The sequence below is a fragment of the Spirulina subsalsa CS-330 genome (assembly GCF_028330765.1).
GTDB classification, from domain to species: domain Bacteria; phylum Cyanobacteriota; class Cyanobacteriia; order Cyanobacteriales; family Spirulinaceae; genus Spirulina; species Spirulina subsalsa_A.
In genome coordinates, this window is record NZ_JAQMTY010000044.1 from 1 (window position 1) to 20,857 (window position 20,857).

Consider the following 20,857-nt stretch of genomic DNA (forward strand, 5'->3'; position numbering starts at 1 on the left):
ATCATTCCACACTACACGACAGCATCCGAACAGCTTGGCTAGTTCGGTTTGCTGACCTGGGGTGGGATAGATTCTGTACTGATATCGGCTTTTCATGGTGCTAGGATACCAAAGATGGAGAGGATTGGAGCGATAAACTCCAGCAGCAAAGCCGCCCTAAAAGGGCGGGGCTTCAGACCCATTAGTTTTGGTGAGAACTCCAACGTTTTGAAGAACACCATTAATCAACGCCACCCTCGCCATGACGCTGTTGCCAAATCAGGCGCTGGACAGCGGCGATCGCGCCATTCAGTTCATAACTTTTTCGCTCTGGATGGGCGACAAACGCCGCTTGTTCCTGTTCAATCATGGCCACGTCCTGCGCCACTAGGTTATTGAGCAGACCCCGCGCCGAATTGAAAAGACTGTTTTTAATCCAGCGGCGGAACGGAATCGGCAATTTATGCAATCGCCAAAAGGCATTTAACGAGGTGAAATGCACCAAATAGGCCCGCGTTCGATGCTGATCCACCGGGCAAAAGAGGCAGTAAATTTTAAAATCATCCCCCAAGGTCGAAGCCCAATGGGGATAGCGATAACTGACGTGCAACGGTTCCGGATGGAGGCGGCGCAGGGCTGGGATGAACAGTTGAGACACTGACCAAATTTTGTCAATTTTGTAATAGCTTTGGGCTTCGTATTCGGCATCAATGCGATCGCTGTGGGCTTTGATATGTTGGAGTTGTGCCGATGCCCAGGCTTGGTAATTGTCGTGGAGGTGTCCGTGGTACATATCCATCAGATTTTCAATCAAGTAGGAATAGTGACCGGGACAGTCGATAGTTGTCCAAGAGGCGATGTAGTTGAGGTGATCCCATTCCGGAAGTCCCATGGGAGCGATCGCCTCGGCATCCCCCGTACCGGGAAACAGCCAGATAAACCCATCTAACTCCCGGACTGGGTAAGTTTTGAGGCGACAATTGGGGCGTTTTTGGGTGGCGCTGAGATAGGGCACATGGGTACAGTGTCCCGTGCCGTCAAATTCCCAACCATGGTAGGCACAGGCGATCGCATTGCCCCGCACCTGGCCCGCACTGAGTTGCACCTGACGATGGGGACAGCGATCCTCTAGGGCCTGCACCTGCCCCCCACTGTCTCGATACAACACAATCGGTTGGCCCCAGAGGACAATCGGCCGCGGCTCAGTCGTCACCTCTTGGCTTTGCGCCACCCCATACCAATGGTTGAGATTAATGCCACAGGTGCGCAAGTCTTGCACCGTAAATGAGGCAGAACAAGCATCAGATCGCATCACGTTACTTCAACTACTCATCACATTCTTTGCAAACTATATCAGGTTGGCTCAGGGGGCGATCGCACCATCGCCCCTCTCTCAATTCCCAGATCACCTGAGCCATGCACCTCACCCAGAGTTTTATTATCAAAAACTCCTGATATTTCAAACTCAGCATTAAGCGCACCATGGAGCCAGTGCCCGGACTCAAACGCATAATCAGTAAACCACAATTGAGCCAGAAATCCAGCGAATCACAAGGCCTGGCGTAATCCTGAAGCGATCGCATTTTTGCCTGACCGCATCTCACCAGCCCAGCGAGTGGGTCAATCCGCATCAAGTCTGCAACAATTATGGGCAGATCATGGGTAGAAACTAAATGTAAAGAAGTGTAAAATATGCCCAAGATTCCCAAGTTTTTCACATTCTCTGTTTAGCTTGTTAAGTAGATTCTGTGTACCGAATCCTACCCATCTCTCTTTGGTCAGTTGCTATGGATACTCTCACTCTCGTCCCCAACACCGTCAAGCATCGCATTCGCCTCAGCGAGACTCTGTACGAAATTTACAGCAAAATTCATCGCGTCCACACCTTAACCAATGTGGAATATCAAATCCTCTACACCCTCAAACAAGATCAACACCTCAGCGAAGATCACCGCAACATGTTGACCCGGATCTTCTACACCCTCGAAAAGCACGACCGTTACTATCGCTCATCTCAGTGCTACGCCTAAAGCGTGTCTAGGCTTGTCGTTCTGTGCCCTTGCGATCGCGTCTGGTGCGATCGGTCATCGTAGTCAGGGCTGTTTTGATCACGGTTAGCGAATAACCCGCAGTTGCTGTTCTCGGCGCGTGAGACTATCGCACAGCACTCGCACAATATACCCTTCAAGTTGATTCGCGAGCGTCGGATTTTCTAACTTCATCACCCGAAAGGCGGCTTGACTCAGGCCATAAAGCTGGGTTTTCACATCGGCGATCACGGTGGTAGAGAGGGGAGGTTTACCATAGAACCGCATTTCGCCGAGAATATTGCCGCCGGTGACGGTTTGCAGGCGTTTGCTGCACCCCTCTTCAAGTTGCAACAAAACGCTCACCCGCCCGGATTCCACAAAGTACAGGTAATCACTGGCTTGCCCCTGTTGATAGATCACCTCTTCGGCGGCGACGGTTTTGGGTTCTAGATAGGACATGAAGGGGTAAACCTGGGCGGGGGTGAGAAACATTTGAGTGAGGACTGTGCCGAGGGGGGTGCTGGGTTCACGGTGCTCGGTGGTACGGAGGAGGAGGTTTTCGCACCATTCCAAGCCGCGATCCATGTCGGCGAAGAGTTGGCAAGAGGGTTCGGGGAAGAGGGCGCATTGGGTTTGATCGAGGGCGATCGCTTTCCCCTGCTGGAGGGTGGCTTGGAACTCCGCCGAAACATTGGTAAAGACGAGGGTGATTTTTTCCTGTTGGGCAATTTTGAGGATTTTATTGCAACTGAGGACGGCAGAGGCATCAATACCCGTCACTTGGCGAAAATCCAACAGAATAAACGTCACAGGCGGTGCGCTCTCTTGTTCAACGCGCCGCTTCACCTGATTGAGGAGATAGTTAGCCGTGCCGAAAAAGAGAAACCCTTGCAGTTCCAAAATAAAGATTTGATCCCCGATCGCCCGCAACTGCGCCAACGCCGCCGGACTGCGTTCCACATTGCTGTGGGTCGTCGCACCGGAGAGCACTTCTTTGGCCACATCGACGCGGCTGTAGTCATACATAAAGAGAATGACCGCCAAAATAAAGCCAATGATGATTCCCTGTAAAAACCCGATCGCATTGATCGCCACGAGAATCACCACGACGATCGCATAGTCCCAGCGCGGCAGGGTAGACCAGGATTTAATCAGCCATTTATCCAGCAATGCGACCCCCAGATAGAGGAGGAGACAGCCGAGGACGGGTTTAGGGAAATAGGAGAGGAAGGCCGAACCGAGGCCGAGCACGGCAAAACAGGGAAGGGCGGCGATTACCCCCGTGAGGCGACTATGGCCGCCGATGCTATGGACGAGGAGGGTACTGGGGAGGGCTTGGTTGCCCACCATGCCGCTGCCAAACCCGGAGGCGAGACTAGCGAGGCCGATGGAACGAAGTTCGGTGTTGAGGTTGAGGTCGCGCCCGACGACGAGTTCAATGCCGCTGTTGCTGAGGACGAGGGAGAGGAGGCTAATGAGGGCGACGGTGATCAGGCTGCCGGTTTGATGGGCGATCGCTCCCCAATCCACGGCGGCTAAATCCCCAAACCCCACGGGCTGCCACAATCCCCCCGCCGGAAAGGGCCCCAAGAGCCACCCCGCTGCACGGGCTTGGTCAATGGGGGTATGGGTCAGCCAGAGGGCGCAGTAAAACAGCCCCATCAGGGCGATCAGCGTGCCGGGCATGACGAGATAATGTTTAAACCGATTCGACAGACCAATCAAGATCACCGCAAACAGCAACCCCACGCCCCAATAGTGCCAAGTACCGTTGGTGCAGAGATCCGGCAGGGTGCGCCAGGCCAGGGGTTGATCGGTGGTGACTTGGACAAAGCCATCGACGAGGAGCCAGCCTGTGCCGGCCATAAATCCGCCAACGACGGGATAGGGAATCAAGCGGATCGCGTCGCCGAGGCGGAAGAGTCCGAGGGTGAGGAGGAGGCTGCCGGTGAGGAAGGAGGCCAGAGCGATCGCGACGGAAACAGTGAGGAAAATGGTGCGATCGCTCTCGCCGGCCATCTGCTCTGCCAATTGACCCGCCATAATCGCCAAAATGGCCGTCGGGGCGGCGAGGGGTGTGGCAATCATGCCCGGTAGCGTGCTCGTCAGGGCAGCAACGACACTGATCACCCCAGTGCTCAACACCGCCATCCCCACCCCGCTGGACAGATTCACCCCCAATGTGCCGGAAAAAATCAAGGCCGCATAGGAAATGGCGCGAATCACCCCGATTAAGCCAGTGACGAGGCCAGCGGTGAGGCTGGGGACTAAAATGCTGGGGTGTAAGGGTATCCAGCGTTGCCAGGGAGACTGGGCAGGGGTGGGGAGTGAAGCGGGAGACATCATGATCTTCGCGGGGTGGACTGTCTTTCAGTGTTGAGGAAATTGACAGGGGCGATCGTAGTCGTCTTTACCGAACGGTGGCAGAGTGCTCCGGCTGAGGAGGTGGGAGGGAGGAGCACCGCAAGGCGTGAGATTAGGAGGCGGGAGTCTTGCAGGGGATGGTAAAAAAGAGTGTTGTGCCTTCCCCTAAACAGGATTCAGCCCAAATTTTCCCCCCGTGACGCTCGACAATTTTTTGACAGGTGGCGAGGCCAATGCCTGACCCCCGGATCGAATCGTCATCCTGCTTGACCCGATGGAAGAGTTTAAAAATGCGATCGCACTCTTGGGCGGGAATGCCTTGGCCATTGTCTTGAATGCCAAATTGCCAGCATTGATCCACCTGTTGCCCCCAAATCCGAATCCGAGGCGACACACCAACACGGGAAAACTTGATCGCATTACTGATCAAGTTTTGAAAGAGTTGCAAGAGTTGCGAGGTGTTACCCACTAGGGTGGGGAGGGGTTCGATGTGGATTTCGGCGTGGCTATCGTCGATCGCCCATTGCAGATTGGCGATCGCTTCATTGAGAATGCTCGTGCAGTTCACCGGCATCACCGCATGGTTCTCCATCCCCACCTGAGCATAGGTCAAGAGATCATTGAGCATCTGATGGAGGCGATCGCCCGCCGTAATAATCTTATTCACATAGGCCAACGCCGGCGGCTCCAAGCGATTGCCAAATTGCAGTTTTAACAACTTGGCAAATCCCACAATACTTTGCAGTGGTTGACGAAGATCGTGGGACACCATTGCCGTGAATTGTTCAAGGGCTTCGTTGGAGCGGGTTAACTCTTGATTCAATTGTTGCAGTTGCAGATTAGCCGCTTGCAGCGCCGCCGTCCGCTCATCAACTTTTTGTTCTAAAAATTGATTGAGATGGGTTAAAACCGTATTTTGTTCTTCGAGTTTAATATCTTGATTAAAACTGCGTAATGCCTCGCGCACCGTAGTTACTAAATCGTGATTATTCCAAGGTTTTGTCATGTAGCGGTAGAGATGCGCCTCATTGACCACATGGCCCACCGCATCGGCATCCGCCTGACCCGTGAGCATGATTTTAAGAATGCGAGGATTTTGGGCGTGAATTTGAATCAGTAAATCATCTCCCTTCAGTCCCGGCATGATGTAATCGGCAATCACTACCGCGACCTGATATTGATCTTGGGTGAGATCATCAATCACTTCAAGCGCTTCTTGGGCATCTTGGGCGAGTTCAATCAGATAATCCGAGCCTAATGCCCGTTGTAATTCTGCTTGAATACTTTTGAGAATTGTTAGCTCATCATCAACACAAATGATGGCAAATTTATGAGTCATGTTGAGACAAAACAGAAGAAATGAGTAGTTTGAGATCGGACGCTTTCCAGGGTTTATGAAGGCACGAAACAAGATTCGCTTCTTCATAGGTACGACGAATCGCCTGTTCATCCGCGTGACCCGTCAACATAATGGTTGAAATCCCTGGATTGTAATGATGCACCCGAATTAAAAAATCATCTCCATTCATCCCTGGCATTAGCCAATCCGAGACCACTAAGACAATGCGAATTCCTTCTTGGCGAAGTTCTTCGATGATCTCAAAGGCCTCATCCGCACTTTCGGCAAATTCGCAGAGATATTGCGAATCACTTAAGGCGGAGCGGAGTTCGATTTCTAAACTTTTTAAGATGCTTACTTCATCATCAACACAGAGAATAGCAGCACGGGAAGTCATGAATATTCAACCGGAGAGGGGTATGGAGCCATTGTCCAATGATCCTAACCTAATTGCCAAATAATCCCTAAAGCTTAAAGCGTTGTCCCTGTTTCCGCAGCAGGAAGGGGGCGATCGCCAACAGACTCAGCACAAAAATGATCATCAAAAACGGCCCCATCGACCCCTCCCCCAGAGCCGTTTTTCCCGTCACCCCCAGCCCAGTATAGAGAATCGTCCCCGGAATAATTCCCAAGCCCGTCCCCACCGCGTAAGCTCCCAAGGGAACCGGCGTTAACCCCAGCAAAAAATTCACCACATTAAACGGCGAAATCGGGAAAAAGCGCACCGCCAGCACAAACATCAACGGACGGTGTTGCACCGCCTGCCGCAACGAATGCAGGCGAGGATGGGCCCCAAACCGCTCCACGACCCAATCATGGAGACAGTAACGTGCCAGACAAAAGGCCGCCACCGCCCCGATCGTCCCCCCCAGCACCGAAAAGATCGTCCCCCAAACCCAGCCAAACACCAGGCCCCCCGTCACCGCCAAAACCGTACCCGGTACACCCATCAGCGTTAATACTAGATGGGCCAACAAAAACAGCCCCACTCCTCCACGTTCAATCATCGCCACCCACCGCTGATGATCTGCGATCCAATGGCGGGCGGGGGTTGTGAACAGGAGCACCATGGCCACCCCGATCAGACTCCAAACAATCAGAATCAGCCAACGTTTGGAAGGGCGCATCGGGTTCATGGGGGTAGGGTGCTCATGGCGTGGGGTTTTGATCAGTGTGGGGGGTGGGTTCGCTTTCGATCTGTTCATCGAGAGCGTGGCGGGCAATTTTCGTGACGTAGAGGGTGACGGCAACGGTGGCAATGAAGCCCACAATGCGGATGATCCATTGGGGGGTAGAAACCGCGTCAGAATGGGTTCCGAGGGTGGCGAGGCTACCGGCCAGAGAACCGATGTAGACATACATCACCGTGCCGGGCATCATGCCAATCCAGGAGGCAAAAAAGTAGTCGCGGAGGGTGACTTGGGTGACACCGAGGCCGTAGTTGAGCAGGTTGAAGGGGAAAATGGGCGAGAGTCGCAGCAGTCCGACGATTTTCCAGCCTTCTTGGGCGACGGCGCGATCGATGGCTTTGAATTTGGGTTTGGTGTCGATCTGTTGGGCGACCCATTGCCGAGCGCCATAACGGCCGACGATAAAGGCGGCGGTGGCTCCGAGGGTGGCGGCGATAGAGACGTAGATGGAGCCTTGGATCACGCCAAAGACGACCCCGGCCCCTAGGGTGAGAATCGAGCCGGGGAGAAAGAAGACGGTGGCAATGATGTAGATCAGGATGAAGGCGATGGGGGCGAAGGCTCCCAGTTGTTGAATGCTGTTGAGGAAGGTGACAAGGTATTGTTGCACGTTGAGGGCTTTGGCGATCAGGATCAGGGCGGCGATCGCAACGGCGGCGATCGCAACTTTCGCCACGGTGATCACGGTTGTTTTACGGAAAAAGTCACCCATGGTTTTGTGCGGTAGTGGGGGTTGAAACGGCTAGAAGATTGCAACGATGCCACGGTTTTACAAGAGTGACCCCCCACAACTCGACCCACATCCCGCTGTGCAAGCATAGCAATAGTCGGCGGTTTGGATCGTTTCAAGGATGTTGAGACCCTGAGCGAGCAGCGTCGCCACGGTCAACGGTTGCCCATCGGGAAGCTGGGCCGGAACCCCTGCCATTTGGTTAAAGTCGCAATCGTAGACATTGCCGTGATAGTCGATGGACAGTTCCGTGCGACACATGAGATGCTCCACTGTGGCGGCGTTGTAGTGGGTGGCGAGGAAGTGGAGATAGTCGGTTTCGAGGCCCCGGCGCTGGAGATAGTGCTGGGTGCGACCGATGGGGATGTTGGTGATCGTGAAGAGGTGATTAAATTCAATCCCGAAATGCTGGCGGAGATAGGTTTTGTAGTCTGCCTCTAGGCCCGCTTGGGCGGGAGGTAAGGAGAAGCGATCGCCCTGGGGCAAGCTCGGATTATAGACCAAATCCAACCCTAAGTTAGGATCACAGCCATAACCCCGTTGGTTTAACCGCTGAATCGCCCGAATCGCCTCCTGATAAACCCCCGCGCCCCGCTGCTGATCCACATTTTTTTCTAAATAACAGGGCAAGGAAGCCACGATCCGCACCTGATGTTGGGCGAAATAGTCCGGCAAGTCTTCAAACCCCGGCTCAAACATAATCGTCAAATTCGATCGCACCAAGACCGTTTTTCCCGCTGCCCGTGCTGCCTCCACCAAAGGACGGAAGCCGTGGTTTAATTCCGGTGCGCCCCCGGTTAAGTCCACCGTTTCGAGTTGGGGCGATCGCTCAATCAGGCGGATCAATTGCTCACAAACTTCAGGGGACAGTTCTTCGGTGCGATGGGGCCCCGCTTCTACGTGACAATGGGTGCAGGCGAGATTGCAGCGGCGACCGAGGTTAATTTGTAACACCGTGATCGGCTGTTTAGCTAAGGGGCGGGCGATCGCCTCCTCAAACGGGGTCACTGGCACAGCAGCAGAGATCGGGGATTGAACCATAACAAAAAAAAGGCATTCACTCTGGCTAACTTAACGTATCACTAGCCTACTGATGGTATTGAACCAAGATACTCTGAAATTTTCCTGAGTTTGCCATAAAAAAGAGGCATGGGGATCATGCCTCTCACCTCAGGTCAATCGCAATGATGCCGATCGTTGTGCTACTCAGCCAAGAGTTGAATATTGCTGAAGGTAAACACCTGCGTATCGTGACCTTCCGTGGCGATCGTGCGCTTCGACAGGATCATATAGTCGTCCACTGGGGTGTATTCATCTTCAAAATCGCTCTTGCCGCCCCGTTGTTCGCCGGTTTTGGGGTCGTGATACACCGAGTCGTAGCGGTGGGAGAGATAGCCGCCCTCGGTTTGGTGGCTGCTGTGGGTGAAAATCGTAATCACCGTGCCGTGGATATGGCGATGCACCATCGTTACTTCATTGTCGCGGACTTTGTAGCGATCGCCCTCGCCTTTCCCACTAATAAAAATTTCCACCGCCCCCGTCTCATCGGTTTCCCCGTAGGTAAAGGTATTTTCCCCATGCACCTGCTCAAAGGGATAGCGCACCCGGTGGATCGAGGTTTCCCACAATTGACCGTGAATCGCCTTCTGAGCCGTTTCGTCTTCCACTTCAGAAACTTCCGCCTTCATATCCTTGCCCACTTTGGCCCGGCCGGTCACCTCTTGCTCACCCTTGCGATAGGTCACATCCGCCGTATAGCCCGGAAACGCCTGATCCCAGGTATACCGATTTTCATAGGCCGCTTGAAAGAGTTCGCGGGCTGAAACTTGTGTCGCAGTCATTCGATTATTGTCTCCACCTGTGAGTTGTGCAAAGTATCTGTTGATCAGGATACGGTGCAACGTAGGTACTTTGCCATGGGGGATAACCCCAACACAGTACCCCAAGATGCAAAAGTAAGGGGCTTAAGCCCCTTGTTGCAAGCGAGACACGAAAACAAGGGGCTTAAGCCCCTTGTTGCAATGAAAATCTGAGCGATTGGCGAGAAATTCATGATCGCCTTGGGGTGCTGTCATGAAGTTCCACAGGACGCGCAAGCGTTGCGCGGCTTAACGTTTCATCTGTTGGGCTAAGCCCATGAATTTCGCCATGCTCGGCCCCGGTCGCCGCTTCGAGAAGGTTTTCAGGCTTAACAGATAATCCGGCGCGAAGGTGACATCGGGCTGGGGCGCAGCTGTGGGCGTAATGGGAGAAGGTTCAGGAGCCGCTGGCGCGGTGGCCGGTTCCGGAGCAGGGGCAGCCGGTTCCGGAGCAGGGGTCGCGGGAGTAGCGGCGGGTTCTGGCGCTTCTGCCTTGGGGGTTAACGGTGCGCTAGGCTGGGCATCATCATCTTTGATCTCAAGATAGAAATTTTCACCTTTTCCGGTTAATTTTTTCAAAAAGCCAACCATGGGGATAGTCTCCGTGAACGACAGCAAGAAAGGGACAAGGGGGCTAACCAACATCCGGCGCGATGGGTGGTTAAAACCTCGACTTGTTCATATAATTTAATATCTTAGATGAGTTTTAGTAATAATTCATCACAATTCTTGAGGGTTAATCTGAGATTTTTTCGGCGCGATCGCACCATTCGATCCGGGCCTAGTTTTCCCCAGAGTCAACAACCCACCGCATCATCGTAGACGGGGATCAGCCACGATATAATTTGGGGCATCTTTGGCGATCGCCCGCGATCGTTTCAGTTTCATGGATAGTAAGCGCGTATGAGAATTCCGGGTTGGCAACAGGTGACGCTCCAAACCCTTCCCCTGTCTCGATGGCAGGCGGGAAGCTGGCTGTCGCGGGGGGTGGGCCTGTTGGGGATGTGGCGGACGAGTAGTTGGCTGTTGCGGTGGGCGGAACCGTTGGGGGTGCTGTTGATTGCGATCGCCCTCGGATTCGCGCCCTTTTTCGACACCACCTTAATCGGCGTGCTGTTGATCGCCTGCGGAGCCTACTGGATCTTGCTCACCCTCTCCGACACCGAACGGCCCGGCATGACCCCGATTCATCTCGCCCTCGGTCTCTATTGGGGCTTGATGATCGTCGCAACGGCCTTTTCCCCCGAAAAAAAAGTGGCGTTAGCGGGTCTGATCAAATTCAGCCTTTTTCTACTCTTCTTTTTACTCGCGGCGCGGGTGTTGCGATCGCCCCGTTGGCGGAACTGGCTGATCACCGGCTATCTCAACCTCTCCCTGATCATTAGCAGCTACGGCCTCCGCCAAGCCATCCACGGCGTTGATCAACTAGCCACCTGGAATGATCCCACCTCCCCCCTCGCCGACAGCACCCGCGTCTACAGCTATCTAGGCAACCCGAATTTACTCTCAAGCTACGTCATTCCTGCGATCGCCTTTAGCCTCGCCGCCTGCTTCATCTGGCGCGGCACAGTCCCCAAACTCCTCGCCCTCACCACCCTTTTCATTAACACCGCCTGTCTGTACTACACCGGCAGTCGCGGCGGCTGGATTGCCCTCATCCTCACCGCCGTCGTCTTCTTCCTCCTGCTGCGCTATTGGTTCGCCGACTTACTCCCGCGCTTCTGGCGTAAATGGTTGATTCCCCTGGTTTTCGGAACCTTTGCAGCCATGTTAATGGCGGCGATTCTAACCGTCGAAGCCGTGCGCCTCCGAGTAACGAGCATCTTCGCCGGGCGAGGCGACAGCAGCAACAACTACCGGATCAACGTCTGGGAATCCGTGTTCAACATGATCGGCGACTATCCCCTCGTCGGCATTGGCCCCGGCAATGGTGTGTTTAAAAAGGTCTATCCCCTCTATGCCCGCGCTGGGTTTGAAAATGCCCTCGGAGCCTATTCGGTCTTTTTAGAACATATTCTAGAGATCGGCTGGTTCGGCTTTGCGAGCTTCCTGTTATTGCTGATCGTCACGGCGGGCGAAGGGTTGCGCCACCTCAACGCTCTCCGCACCGCGCAAAATCTCCAAGCCTTTTGGCTGATGGCGGCCCTTGCCAGCGGTGTGGGGCTGCTTACCCAAGGCCTTTTTGATACGGTGTGGTATCGTCCCGCGATTAATACGCTCTGGTGGTTAATGGTTGCGATCGTGGCGAGTTTTACCCCCGCCAAAGGTGCGATCGCGCCTCAATCCGCCCAAAAATAATCTAGTTTTGGGGTGCGATCGCAATTAAGTCAGGAGATTTCATGATGGGTGAGCTGAAAAAATGGGAAATCGTGCGATCGCACCTCGCCTTTGATCACCCTTGGTGTCGGGTGCGGCGGGATGTGGTGCGGCTTCCGGATGGGACGGAAATTGATGATTTTTTCGTGAATGTGCGCCCCGACATTGCCCTTGTTGTACCCATTACCCCGGATCAAGAGGTGATCTGTGTGCGTCAATATCGCCACGGCGTACAGCAAATCCTCCTTGAACTGCCAGCGGGTGCATTCGATCCAACCCAAGAAGACAGCCAAACCGCCGCCGAGCGCGAACTCGAAGAAGAAACCGGCTACATCGCCCCAGACTGGCACAAACTCGCCACCCTCTACGACAACCCCGTCAAAGACACCAACGCCGTCCATCTCTTCCTCGCCCAAAACGCCCAACCCACCGGAACCCAAGCCCTCGACCCCACCGAAACCCTCGCTGTGGAGTTGATTCCCCTGCACGAGATTGAAGACCATATTCGGGATGGTGAAATTTGTGTGGCGGGGACGGTGACGGCGTTATTTTTGGCGTTGCGGCATTTGGAGCGGGGGCGCGATCGCGAAGCGAGATCCTGAAGGGCATAACGCTTGTTCACGCCTGACCCTCACCCCAAACCCCTCTCCCACGGGGCGAGGGGCTATCTGTACGTGATGATTTCTGAACAAGCTGTAACACTCGCGCCCGCTTTGCGCCACAATACGCCCATGGATTTTGCCCTGTAAACCTTAACCCCCTCACCACCATGGCCCCGGTTACTGTGATTGAACATCCTTTGGTGCAACATAAACTCACCCTGATGCGCCAGGTAAACACGAGCACCGCCAAATTTCGCACCCTGCTCAAGGAAGTGGGGATGTTGCTGGCCTATGAGGTGACGCGAGATTTGCCGTTGAAGTTGACGGAAATTCAAACGCCCCTGACGACGATGCAGGCTCCGATGTTGGCGGCGGATAAAAAACTGGTGCTCGTGCCGATTCTGCGGGCGGGGCAGGGGTTGCTTGATGGGATGCTGGAGTTGATGCCGTCAGCGCGGGTGGGGCATATTGGCCTGTACCGTGACCCGACGACCCATGGGGTGGTGGAATATTACGTGAAACTGCCCCACGACATTGAGCAGCGGGAGGTGTTGGTGATTGACCCGATGTTGGCGACGGGGAATTCTGCGATCGCCGCCGTCGAACGCCTCAAAGAATCCCACCCCCAACAGATTAAATTTATTTGTCTCCTCGCCGCCCCCGAAGGCATCGCCGCCTTCCATGACCATCACCCCGATGTCCCCCTCTACACCGCCGCTATTGATCAGGGCTTGGATGAACAGGCCTACATTATCCCCGGCATGGGCGATGCAGGCGATCGCCTCTACGGGACAAAGTAAGCTGCGATCGTCATCGCCCCCCATCCATCCCCACCCGAACGGCGAAATCCCTGTTTTCTATGACAATTTGCCCCTGCCATCATAAACTTGTCTTGGAGAGTCAAACTACAGGCAGTCAAGAGGTTTTCCGTGAAACGAGTATTAGGAATCATATTGGGCGGCGGTGCAGGTACACGCCTCTATCCCTTAACAAAACTCAGAGCCAAACCCGCAGTGCCCCTCGCCGGAAAATATCGCTTAATCGATATTCCAGTGAGTAACTGCATCAACTCTGGCATTGATAAAATTTATGTTTTGACGCAATTTAATTCTGCGTCCCTCAACCGTCACCTCAGCCGAGGCTATAACTTTTCAAGCATTAGTGACGGTTTCGTCGAAGTCCTCGCTGCCCATCAAACCCCCGAACATCCGGACTGGTTCCAAGGAACCGCCGATGCGGTGCGTCAATACCTCTGGTTATTCCGCGAATGGGATGCCGATGAATACCTGATCCTCTCCGGTGACCACCTCTACCGGATGGACTACAGCGACTTCATTCAGCGCCACCGCGAAACCGGCGCAGACATTACCCTCTCGGTCATCCCCATCGATGAACGCCGGGCATCCAGCTTCGGTTTGATGAAAATCAACGACAATGGTCGCGTTGTAGACTTCAGCGAAAAACCCACCGGAGAGGCCCTCAAAGCCATGCAGGTGGACACCACCACCTTGGGGTTAAATCCTGAAGATGCTCGCCAAAAACCCTACATTGCCTCCATGGGCATCTACGTCTTCAAAAAAGAAGTCCTGATCGACCTACTCGAAAAGTATCCGCAGCAAACCGATTTTGGCAAAGAAATCATCCCCGGTGCAGCCAGTGATTATAATTTGCAGGCCTATCTGTTCGATGATTATTGGGAAGATATCGGAACGATTGAGGCGTTCTTTGAAGCGAATTTGGCCCTGACGATGCAGCCCAAACCCGCCTTTAGTTTTTATGACGAAAAGGCTCCCATTTATACCAGGGCCCGCTATTTACCGCCGACGAAATTGCTCAATTGTGATGTGAAAGAATCCATCATTGGCGAAGGGTGCATCATCAAAGATTGCAGCATTAGTCACTCGGTTTTAGGAATTCGCTCGCGCATTGAATCAGACTGTAAAATTGAAGATTCCTTGTTGATGGGGGCTGACTATTACGAGCCTTTTACCGAGCGTCAAAACCTCAATGAATCGACCAAAATTCCCCTGGGGATTGGAGCCGGTTCAACCATTCGGCGGGCGATCGTCGATAAAAACGCCCGCATCGGTCAAAAAGTTCTCATTCTGAACAAAGACCGTGTGGAAGAATCCAACCGTGAAGATGAAGGCTTCTATATTCGCAGCGGTGTGGTGGTTGTGTTGAAAAACGCGGTTATTCCCGATGGCACGGTAATTTAATTCCTTTAACCCCTCTCGGTCAATCCTCCCTTGGCATTGGCACAAAACAGCAGTATATTCACTGCTGTTTTTTTATGGCGGGTTTAGGGAGGATTCACCCCTTGCTATACTCGAATAGAATGAGCAGTGACTGCTCGCCACTGAATGCGATCGCACCCTTTCAAAACCAATGGCCCTACTCCCCAAATCCTTCCCCTCCGTCACATCCTCCACCGGCAAACGGATTAGCCTCTGGTTTGAACGGACGGTCGCGATTCTTGCGGCCTTAAATTTTCTCCTTGTCCTGTTTGACCTCAGCTACATTCCCCTGCGGGATTTTTGGCTACAAGGACGTGTGAAGTTTCTCAGTTTAAAAGTGGGTGACTTTGAATATAGCTTTCCCGAAGACCCAGTGACGGTGATGAGCTTACCCGTTACTCATTGGTATGACTGGGTTAAGGGCATTGAACCCTATCGAGATACCGACCGATATCTTGACGAATTTGAAATCTTAACAGAAAACCTCATTAGCTATAATCTCTACTCCCCCCAGGTGCAACAATCCCTGAACATTTTACGCAGCCAAAGCGAAGATATTATCGACACAAATCCCTTCCAAGTTGCCAATAAAACCGGAACCTTAGAGCGGATCAAAAATTTAATGCGCGACCATGTGGAAACAGAATCCGCTAAGGAAGCATTTCAAACATTCTGGAGTTTGGACTATTTAGAAGCCAATAATGTCAGCGATCAACTGGATTTTTTTGAGCAAGAAATTCAGCCCTTGGTGGAAACCAATTACTTTCGTCCCGTGGGTGAAAATGGGGAGCCGGTGGATAATTTTGGGATTCTTGATTTTCCCTTTTCGTCCCTGTTTTTCGTGGAGTTTATCGCCCGCACCTGGTTAATTAGTCGCCGCCGCAAGGGAGTGACCTGGTTTGATGCGATGCTGTGGCGTTGGTATGATGTGCTGCTGTTTATGCCCGTTCCCTATTGGATGAATTGGGCGCGATTGTTGCGGATTATTCCGGTGACGACTCGTTTAAATCAGGCTAAACTGATCGATATGCACCAAATCAAAAAACAAGCCAGTCAAGGGTTTGTGGCAAGTATTGCCGAAGACCTGACGAAAGTGGTGGTGGTGGGGATTTTAAACCAGGTGCAAGGGTCGATTAAGCGGGGAGAATTTACGAATTTTCTATCCCAACAAAATGTCAATCCGTATATTGACCTCAATGATACGAATGAGGTGGCGGAGATTACCCGGTTGGTGGTGCAGTTGGTGGTGAATCAGGTGCTTCCGGCGATGCGGGACGATGTGGAGGCGTTGGTGGAATATAGCATTAATAAGGCGATCGCTGACACCCCAGGGGCCCAAGGGTTAGCCTCGGTGCCAGCGATCGCCGAAGCCCAAAAGAAAATGACCCAGCAAGTGGTACACAATCTATACGGCGTGCTCTACACCCAAATTCAACACCTAATCGAAGAAGACCCCGAATTTGATGTCTTACTCGATCGCATTGTGTCCACCTTCACCCATTCCATGTCCAGCGAAATAACCGCCCAACAAAGTCTAGAGCGGATGGAATACCTGATGACCTCGTTGATTGAAGAGATCAAGGTGAACTATGTCCAACGTTTATCGGCAGAAGATATTGAGGCCTTAATGGATCAAACCCGTGCCTTGCGCCAAGTCACCCAAATCAATTGAACCCCGGCGAGATGGGGGGCTGTTTTCCGCAGTTTTAGCCGAGGACACTCCACTTTGAGTTACGATCAGGCTTAATTCATTATTCTTCAACCCCAATCTAGCTATACCTTATGTCGTTTTTACGCTTCCTACAATTTGTCCTAGGCATCATTTGTGGCGTTGCGCTCTTAGGGATCAGTGGTGCTGCGGCGGGCTATTACTTTTTTAGTCGGATGTCGGTTAATCCGGAGCGTCCGATCTACAGCGAGGAGCGGGGCAGCACAGCCACAGCGGAACCACAGCCCACCGACGGCATTGTGCCTGAAACAGCGGCGGAAGCGCAATCCGATCCAGACGCTGCTCCTGAACCGGCGGAACCCGTCGAAGAACTGGAAGAGGGGGCCTATCGAGCCCAAGTGACCTGGCCTGATGGGTTAACGCTGCGGGCGGAACCGTCCCTAGACGCAGAACAGATCGGGAGTTTGCTCTACGAAGATCCGATGATTGTGTTGGATACGACGGATGATGGTCTGTGGGAACGGGTGCGGATGCCGGGGAGCGATCGCCAAGGCTGGGTCAAGGCGGGCAACTCTGAACCGATTGAGGAAGACTAAGGGCCGTGAGTTCCAACGGCAGCAACGGGTGAGGGGACGCTCCTCAACACGCTGACGGATCAAGACAAAACAGCGATCCGCCCCTAGCGCAGACTGACAAAACCGGCTTCACGGATCAACGATTGACCTTGATCAGTGAGGAGAAGTTGGGCGTAGGCTTCGCCAGCGGCTTGGTCGGGTGTGCCGTCTTGTTTGATGACGATGGTGAGGCGACGGGTGAGGGGATAGGAGCCGTCTTGAAAGGCGGCAGTGTTCACTTGGCGATCGCTCCCCGCAGGACAGGGGCCGGGGGGGATGGTGGGGGAAATGTAAGTGCCGCCATTTTGGGTGATGGGAAGCGTTTTGATCATGCATTGGGCGGCGAGGAGAGGGGCAGAGGCCCAGTAGACCCCGCCGGGATCGGTGGCGAGTTGTTGGATGGCTTCGGTGGTGGTTTTGATGGCGGTGGCGTTGGGGTCTTCGTCGTTGCGCTTAACGTAGTAGCGGATCGGCAGGTCAGGGCCGCCCACTTCTTGCCAGTTGGTGTATTCGCGGGCTTGGAGTTTGTTCACCTGATCCAGGGTGAGGCCCAGGATAGGTAGGTCGAGGTGAACGGCGATCGCATAGCCATCAATCGCCACCGGAATTTCCGTGAGCTGCATCCCCCGCGTTTGGGCTGCCTCATGTTCTTTGGCCAAGATGGAGCGCGATGACATCGCAAACGACAGTTGATTTTGCAACAGCATTTCAATGCCACTCCCCGAACTGGGATCACCAGACCAGGGATCGGCATAGGTCAGTTGAAAATCGGGGTAAGCGGTGGTGAGCGGAGCAAGCACCGCCGCCCGAATTAACGACCAAGTGGTGCTGCCCCCATAGCGAAATACACCACGGGGCACGGTGGAGACATCGGCAAAGGTGGCCACGGTGTTTGGGTCTGAGGAGAGGGCGGCGGGGGGAGTTGTGGAAGCCAGGGGAGCGGCTCGAAAAAACCACCACGCGGCTCCTCCGATGATGAGGGCGCAAATCCCCGCACTAAAGATCAGGGCTTTTGTTTCGGTTGATTGTTTCATGGGTGTGATTGCAATGGCTGAGGGATTCACTACAGCACGAACCCGATGATTTCCTGCGTTAGGTGCTGCGCCGCTCGGAATAGTAGGTGCTCTCCCGTTCACCAAACCAGGCATAGCGATTGTCGCGCACTTGGTCATAGATGCGATCGCCCATGGGTTTCATCCCAGGGATATTCCGGTACATCTGCACAAATAGATCCCCCAAGGGCAAGAGGCGGGCAATTTCTTCAGCCGCAGCACTGCCCTGCCATTTGTGGTTCGGGTTTTGGGCATCGAGCAAAATCATCCCCAAGGCCCCACTTTGGCAGGCGATCCCCCACTGGGCGAGGGTTGCTTCGTCTTGCATGGGGGTGTAGTCAAAGAGATGACCGCGATCAAACTGTTCGAGGAGTTGCGTAAACGTGACGCAAAGATTGCAATTGCCGTCATAGATGACGTGGTATCGAGGGTTAGCCATGAATTCATAAGGTGCGCTCCATCTCCGATCCTAGCGGGGATTGGCCGCAATCTGAATGAATTGGCTTGAGATGTAGAGCATCACCCAACCCCCTCAACGGGTTCACCCCCATATGCTAGGCTCAATCAACAGAGTTGAAGGAATGTATGTGGCAATATGTAACCCCTGGAATTCCGGATCAGCAGTTTGAACAACTGCCGGGAATTCCCCTCAGTAAACGCGAGGTGCGCGTGTTGATTTTGTCGGCGTTGCGGATGGAGCCGGAATCGGTGCTGTGGGATATTGGGGCGGGGACGGGGACGATTCCGGTGGAGGTGGGGCTACTCGCACCCCAGAGCCAGATTGTCGCCATTGAACGGGATGAGGAAGTGGCGAATTTGATTCGGCGCAATTGCGATCGCTTCCAGGTCAAAAATGTGCAAGTGATCGAAGGCAGTGCCCCCGATTGCTTACCTGAAATTGAACCCCGCCCCACCCGCATTTGCCTCGAAGGAGGACGGCCGATCAAAGACATTCTCAATGCCGCTTGGGATGCCCTCGCCCCAGCGGGCCGAATTGTGGCCACCGTGAATAATCTGGAAAATCTCTACGCTATTTCCGAAGGATTGGCCACCCTGCAAGCCCGCCAAATTGAGGTGATTCAGTCAGCGGTAAATCGGCTCGAACAGCGGGGACTCCATCAAACCTTCGCGGCGGTGAATCCGATGTTTATTCTCAGTGGTGAGAAGTTCTGATGCCGTCTAAATACTGCTGCCATTTGGCCGCGAGGGGAATTTCAGTAAAGGGAATTAGAATTGGAGGGCGATCGCCCGCGATCGCAAACTCTAAACTCGGCTTGCCCTTGCGGGGAAGTTCCCCTGTCACCCGTTGCCCATTCACTTGCAGATAAATTCCCACCACATCCCGCAGCGAAAACGATTGAGGATTCAGAATCCCGTTACGGGTTGGGTAGCCCCAGGTGATGACCTCCGCCTTTTGACCCAAAACCGCATAAAGATCATACTTAGCCTGGTCAAACGCCTCAGCCCACTGTTGATAGGTATCGACCTTTTTCCACTCATTCCACCCCGCCCACGCTAGGCCGATAAAACCAACTAAAAGGGGCAACCATAATAATCCGCGTTCCATGGGCTGAATTCTCTACACTATTCAGGTACATCATTCACTTCGTTGTAACTCACCATGTCCTCCGTCACTCGCTCTCTCCAGAACGCCCTTAATGATCAGGATCTCACCCCAGAGGAGGGGATACTGTTACTGTCCCAAACAGACCCGGCGATCCGTGAATCGATCCGCAGGGTGGCCGATCAACTGCGGCAACGACAAAGTGGCAACACAGTCACCTATGTGGTGAACCGCAACCTCAACTTTACCAATATCTGCGAGCAGCACTGTGGATTTTGTGCGTTTCGGCGGGATGTGGGCCAAGACGGGGCCTATTGGTTATCGTCGGAGGTGATGGGGGCGAAGGTGGCCGAAGCGGTGGCCCTGGGGGCGACGGAAATTTGTATGCAGGGGGGGCTGAATCCGGAGGCGAAGATTCAGGGGTCGGCCTTGGCCTATTACGAAAATTTGGTGCGGTTGATTAAAGAGCCGTTTCCGGCATTGCATCTCCATGCTTTTTCGCCCCAGGAGGTGGAGTTTATTGCGCGGCAAGATGGGCTGAGTTATGAAACGGTGTTGCGGGCGTTGCAGGCGGCGGGGGTGGGGTCGCTACCGGGGACGGCGGCGGAGGTGTTGAGCGATCGCATTCGTCAGATCATCTGTCCGGAAAAACTGGATACGGCCACTTGGCTCGAAATTGTCGGCACGGCCCACCGTCTCGGTATTCCCACCACGAGTACAATGCTCTGCGGCCATATTGAAACCCCCAGGGATGCGATCGCCCACCTCCACCACCTCCGCCAACTCCAAATCACCGCCCAAGCCCACCCCGCTCGCATTACCGAATTCATCGCCCTGCCCTTTGTCGGGGAACAAGCCCCCCCCGCCCTCCGCAAACGAGTGGGGCGCGATCAGCCCGATCTCACGGCTACCCTCCATTTCATGGCGGTGGCTCGCATTTACCTAGGGCGGTGGATTCCCAACCATCAACCCAGTTGGGTGAAGTTGGGCCTCGCCGGAGCGACGGAGGCTCTGCGCTGGGGTTGTAATGACATCGGTGGCACGTTGATGGAAGAACATATCACCACCATGGCCGGGGCGAAAGGGGGCACGGGTTTAACGGTGGAGGCGTTGCGAGGGGCGATCGCCGCCCTCGACCGCCCGGCCCAAGAACGCACGACACTCTATCTTAAATGCAAAAAGAGGACTCCCGCTACACCGTTAGGTTAGCGGTGAGATGAAGTTTTGCCAACAAATAAACCGACCAACGGGAGACGACTGAATTCAGTTTTGTGTTAAAATCGAGAAGCCAACGCACCCAAGTGTGCCTAGA

22 protein-coding genes are annotated in these 20,857 nt (G+C 53.9%); 9 read left to right on the plus strand and 13 right to left on the minus strand.

The features are described from left to right. Together PN477_RS03050 and PN477_RS03055 are read right to left on the minus strand one after the other, a co-directional pair. On the minus strand, window positions 1–96 hold a 96-nt coding region (locus PN477_RS03050), incomplete at its 3' end, for a helix-turn-helix domain-containing protein (protein ID WP_272120839.1). A gap of 124 nt (window positions 97–220) precedes the next feature. Next, entirely contained in the window at window positions 221–1,291 is a 1,071-nt protein-coding gene (locus tag PN477_RS03055) for an aromatic ring-hydroxylating dioxygenase subunit alpha (protein WP_272120840.1), read from the minus strand. Window positions 1,292–1,766: 475 nt separating this feature from the next. Here PN477_RS03055 and PN477_RS03060 point away from each other — a divergent pair, with 475 nt between their 5' ends. Beyond that, on the plus strand, window positions 1,767–2,009 hold the full coding sequence (locus tag PN477_RS03060; RefSeq protein ID WP_072621948.1) for a hypothetical protein: 243 nt from the start codon (window positions 1,767–1,769) through the stop codon (window positions 2,007–2,009). Window positions 2,010–2,093: 84 nt separating this feature from the next. On the opposite strand, the gene PN477_RS03065 is transcribed toward PN477_RS03060, so the two are convergent. The 8 genes from PN477_RS03065 to PN477_RS03100 form a co-directional block, all read right to left on the minus strand. Next, complete coding sequence (locus PN477_RS03065) at window positions 2,094–4,355, minus strand: SulP family inorganic anion transporter (RefSeq protein ID WP_272120799.1); 2,262 nt, start codon at window positions 4,353–4,355, stop codon at window positions 2,094–2,096. Between the two features lie 130 nt (window positions 4,356–4,485). Further along, window positions 4,486–5,712 carry a sensor histidine kinase gene (locus PN477_RS03070; RefSeq protein WP_272120801.1) on the minus strand — a complete coding sequence of 409 codons (1,227 nt, stop codon included), beginning with the start codon at window positions 5,710–5,712 and terminating at the stop codon, window positions 4,486–4,488. Next, entirely contained in the window at window positions 5,702–6,109 is a 408-nt protein-coding gene (locus PN477_RS03075) for a response regulator (protein ID WP_272120804.1), read from the minus strand. The genes PN477_RS03070 and PN477_RS03075 overlap by 11 nt, the downstream gene beginning before the upstream one ends. Window positions 6,110–6,176: 67 nt before the next feature. Continuing rightward, window positions 6,177–6,839, minus strand: coding sequence for a TVP38/TMEM64 family protein (locus PN477_RS03080; protein ID WP_272120806.1), 663 nt, complete (start codon window positions 6,837–6,839; stop codon window positions 6,177–6,179). 22 nt (window positions 6,840–6,861) lie between these two features. Further along, the gene (locus tag PN477_RS03085) at window positions 6,862–7,614 is read right to left on the minus strand and encodes a TVP38/TMEM64 family protein (RefSeq protein ID WP_272120808.1); all 753 of its coding nucleotides are present in this window, start codon (window positions 7,612–7,614) and stop codon (window positions 6,862–6,864) included. Window positions 7,615–7,671: 57 nt separating this feature from the next. Beyond that, entirely contained in the window at window positions 7,672–8,673 is a 1,002-nt protein-coding gene (gene arsS, locus PN477_RS03090) for an arsenosugar biosynthesis radical SAM (seleno)protein ArsS (protein WP_272120810.1), read from the minus strand. A gap of 161 nt (window positions 8,674–8,834) precedes the next feature. Beyond that, on the minus strand, window positions 8,835–9,473 hold the full coding sequence (locus PN477_RS03095) for a DUF3386 domain-containing protein (protein ID WP_272120812.1): 639 nt from the start codon (window positions 9,471–9,473) through the stop codon (window positions 8,835–8,837). Window positions 9,474–9,740: 267 nt separating this feature from the next. Beyond that, window positions 9,741–10,082 (minus strand): hypothetical protein, encoded by a 342-nt coding sequence (locus PN477_RS03100; protein ID WP_272120814.1) that lies wholly within the window; start codon window positions 10,080–10,082, stop codon window positions 9,741–9,743. Window positions 10,083–10,394: 312 nt separating this feature from the next. On the opposite strand from PN477_RS03100, the gene PN477_RS03105 reads away from it, so the two are divergent. The 6 genes from PN477_RS03105 to PN477_RS03130 all read left to right on the plus strand — a co-directional run bounded on the left by PN477_RS03105 (window position 10,395) and on the right by PN477_RS03130 (window position 16,911). Beyond that, the gene (locus tag PN477_RS03105; protein ID WP_272120816.1) at window positions 10,395–11,789 is read left to right on the plus strand and encodes an IctB family putative bicarbonate transporter; all 1,395 of its coding nucleotides are present in this window, start codon (window positions 10,395–10,397) and stop codon (window positions 11,787–11,789) included. A gap of 44 nt (window positions 11,790–11,833) precedes the next feature. Next, window positions 11,834–12,409: an NUDIX hydrolase gene (locus PN477_RS03110; protein WP_417158742.1), complete on the plus strand. Its 576-nt coding sequence runs from the start codon at window positions 11,834–11,836 to the stop codon at window positions 12,407–12,409. 167 nt (window positions 12,410–12,576) lie between these two features. After that, window positions 12,577–13,209 carry a uracil phosphoribosyltransferase gene (upp, locus tag PN477_RS03115; RefSeq protein WP_272120821.1) on the plus strand — a complete coding sequence of 211 codons (633 nt, stop codon included), beginning with the start codon at window positions 12,577–12,579 and terminating at the stop codon, window positions 13,207–13,209. 129 nt (window positions 13,210–13,338) lie between these two features. Then, a complete protein-coding gene (locus PN477_RS03120; RefSeq protein WP_272120823.1) occupies window positions 13,339–14,628 on the plus strand; it encodes a glucose-1-phosphate adenylyltransferase in 1,290 nt (429 codons plus the stop codon). Between the two features lie 169 nt (window positions 14,629–14,797). Continuing rightward, a complete protein-coding gene (locus PN477_RS03125) occupies window positions 14,798–16,318 on the plus strand; it encodes a hypothetical protein (protein ID WP_272120825.1) in 1,521 nt (506 codons plus the stop codon). 110 nt (window positions 16,319–16,428) lie between these two features. Further along, entirely contained in the window at window positions 16,429–16,911 is a 483-nt protein-coding gene (locus PN477_RS03130; RefSeq protein WP_272120827.1) for an SH3 domain-containing protein, read from the plus strand. 83 nt (window positions 16,912–16,994) lie between these two features. Here the strand turns inward: PN477_RS03130 and PN477_RS03135 are convergent, their stop codons facing one another. Both PN477_RS03135 and PN477_RS03140 read right to left on the minus strand, forming a co-directional pair. Beyond that, window positions 16,995–17,963, minus strand: coding sequence for a PstS family phosphate ABC transporter substrate-binding protein (locus PN477_RS03135; protein ID WP_272120829.1), 969 nt, complete (start codon window positions 17,961–17,963; stop codon window positions 16,995–16,997). A 58-nt stretch (window positions 17,964–18,021) separates the two neighbouring features. Further along, entirely contained in the window at window positions 18,022–18,420 is a 399-nt protein-coding gene (locus PN477_RS03140; RefSeq protein WP_272120831.1) for a thiol-disulfide oxidoreductase DCC family protein, read from the minus strand. Between the two features lie 146 nt (window positions 18,421–18,566). On the opposite strand from PN477_RS03140, the gene cbiT reads away from it, so the two are divergent. Beyond that, on the plus strand, window positions 18,567–19,154 hold the full coding sequence (gene cbiT / locus PN477_RS03145; RefSeq protein ID WP_272120833.1) for a precorrin-6Y C5,15-methyltransferase subunit CbiT: 588 nt from the start codon (window positions 18,567–18,569) through the stop codon (window positions 19,152–19,154). Here cbiT and PN477_RS03150 read toward each other — a convergent pair. Next, window positions 19,135–19,548, minus strand: a complete 414-nt coding sequence (locus PN477_RS03150; RefSeq protein WP_272120835.1) for a hypothetical protein — start codon at window positions 19,546–19,548, stop codon at window positions 19,135–19,137. The two genes, cbiT and PN477_RS03150, sit on opposite strands and share 20 nt — an antisense overlap. 54 nt (window positions 19,549–19,602) lie before the next feature. Between PN477_RS03150 and cofH the strand changes: the two genes are divergently transcribed. Next, on the plus strand, window positions 19,603–20,754 hold the full coding sequence (gene cofH, locus PN477_RS03155; protein WP_272120837.1) for a 7,8-didemethyl-8-hydroxy-5-deazariboflavin synthase subunit CofH: 1,152 nt from the start codon (window positions 19,603–19,605) through the stop codon (window positions 20,752–20,754). The last annotated feature ends 103 nt before the right edge of the window (window positions 20,755–20,857 follow it).

Coding starts and splice junctions, on each gene's coding strand:
- PN477_RS03080 (WP_272120806.1), bottom strand. CDS start 6,839: ATGCGCCCTTCCAAACGTTGGCTGATTCTGATTGTTTGGAGTCTGATC.
- arsS (WP_272120810.1), bottom strand. CDS start 8,673: ATGGTTCAATCCCCGATCTCTGCTGCTGTGCCAGTGACCCCGTTTGAG.
- PN477_RS03110 (WP_417158742.1), top strand. CDS start 11,834: ATGGGTGAGCTGAAAAAATGGGAAATCGTGCGATCGCACCTCGCCTTT.
- cofH (WP_272120837.1), top strand. CDS start 19,603: ATGTCCTCCGTCACTCGCTCTCTCCAGAACGCCCTTAATGATCAGGAT.
- PN477_RS03130 (WP_272120827.1), top strand. CDS start 16,429: ATGTCGTTTTTACGCTTCCTACAATTTGTCCTAGGCATCATTTGTGGC.
- PN477_RS03060 (WP_072621948.1), top strand. CDS start 1,767: ATGGATACTCTCACTCTCGTCCCCAACACCGTCAAGCATCGCATTCGC.
- PN477_RS03105 (WP_272120816.1), top strand. CDS start 10,395: ATGAGAATTCCGGGTTGGCAACAGGTGACGCTCCAAACCCTTCCCCTG.
- upp (WP_272120821.1), top strand. CDS start 12,577: ATGGCCCCGGTTACTGTGATTGAACATCCTTTGGTGCAACATAAACTC.
- PN477_RS03065 (WP_272120799.1), bottom strand. CDS start 4,355: ATGATGTCTCCCGCTTCACTCCCCACCCCTGCCCAGTCTCCCTGGCAA.
- PN477_RS03125 (WP_272120825.1), top strand. CDS start 14,798: ATGGCCCTACTCCCCAAATCCTTCCCCTCCGTCACATCCTCCACCGGC.
- PN477_RS03055 (WP_272120840.1), bottom strand. CDS start 1,291: ATGCGATCTGATGCTTGTTCTGCCTCATTTACGGTGCAAGACTTGCGC.
- cbiT (WP_272120833.1), top strand. CDS start 18,567: ATGTGGCAATATGTAACCCCTGGAATTCCGGATCAGCAGTTTGAACAA.
- PN477_RS03095 (WP_272120812.1), bottom strand. CDS start 9,473: ATGACTGCGACACAAGTTTCAGCCCGCGAACTCTTTCAAGCGGCCTAT.
- PN477_RS03150 (WP_272120835.1), bottom strand. CDS start 19,548: ATGGAACGCGGATTATTATGGTTGCCCCTTTTAGTTGGTTTTATCGGC.
- PN477_RS03100 (WP_272120814.1), bottom strand. CDS start 10,082: ATGGTTGGCTTTTTGAAAAAATTAACCGGAAAAGGTGAAAATTTCTAT.
- PN477_RS03070 (WP_272120801.1), bottom strand. CDS start 5,712: ATGACTCATAAATTTGCCATCATTTGTGTTGATGATGAGCTAACAATT.
- PN477_RS03085 (WP_272120808.1), bottom strand. CDS start 7,614: ATGGGTGACTTTTTCCGTAAAACAACCGTGATCACCGTGGCGAAAGTT.
- PN477_RS03075 (WP_272120804.1), bottom strand. CDS start 6,109: ATGACTTCCCGTGCTGCTATTCTCTGTGTTGATGATGAAGTAAGCATC.
- PN477_RS03140 (WP_272120831.1), bottom strand. CDS start 18,420: ATGGCTAACCCTCGATACCACGTCATCTATGACGGCAATTGCAATCTT.
- PN477_RS03135 (WP_272120829.1), bottom strand. CDS start 17,963: ATGAAACAATCAACCGAAACAAAAGCCCTGATCTTTAGTGCGGGGATT.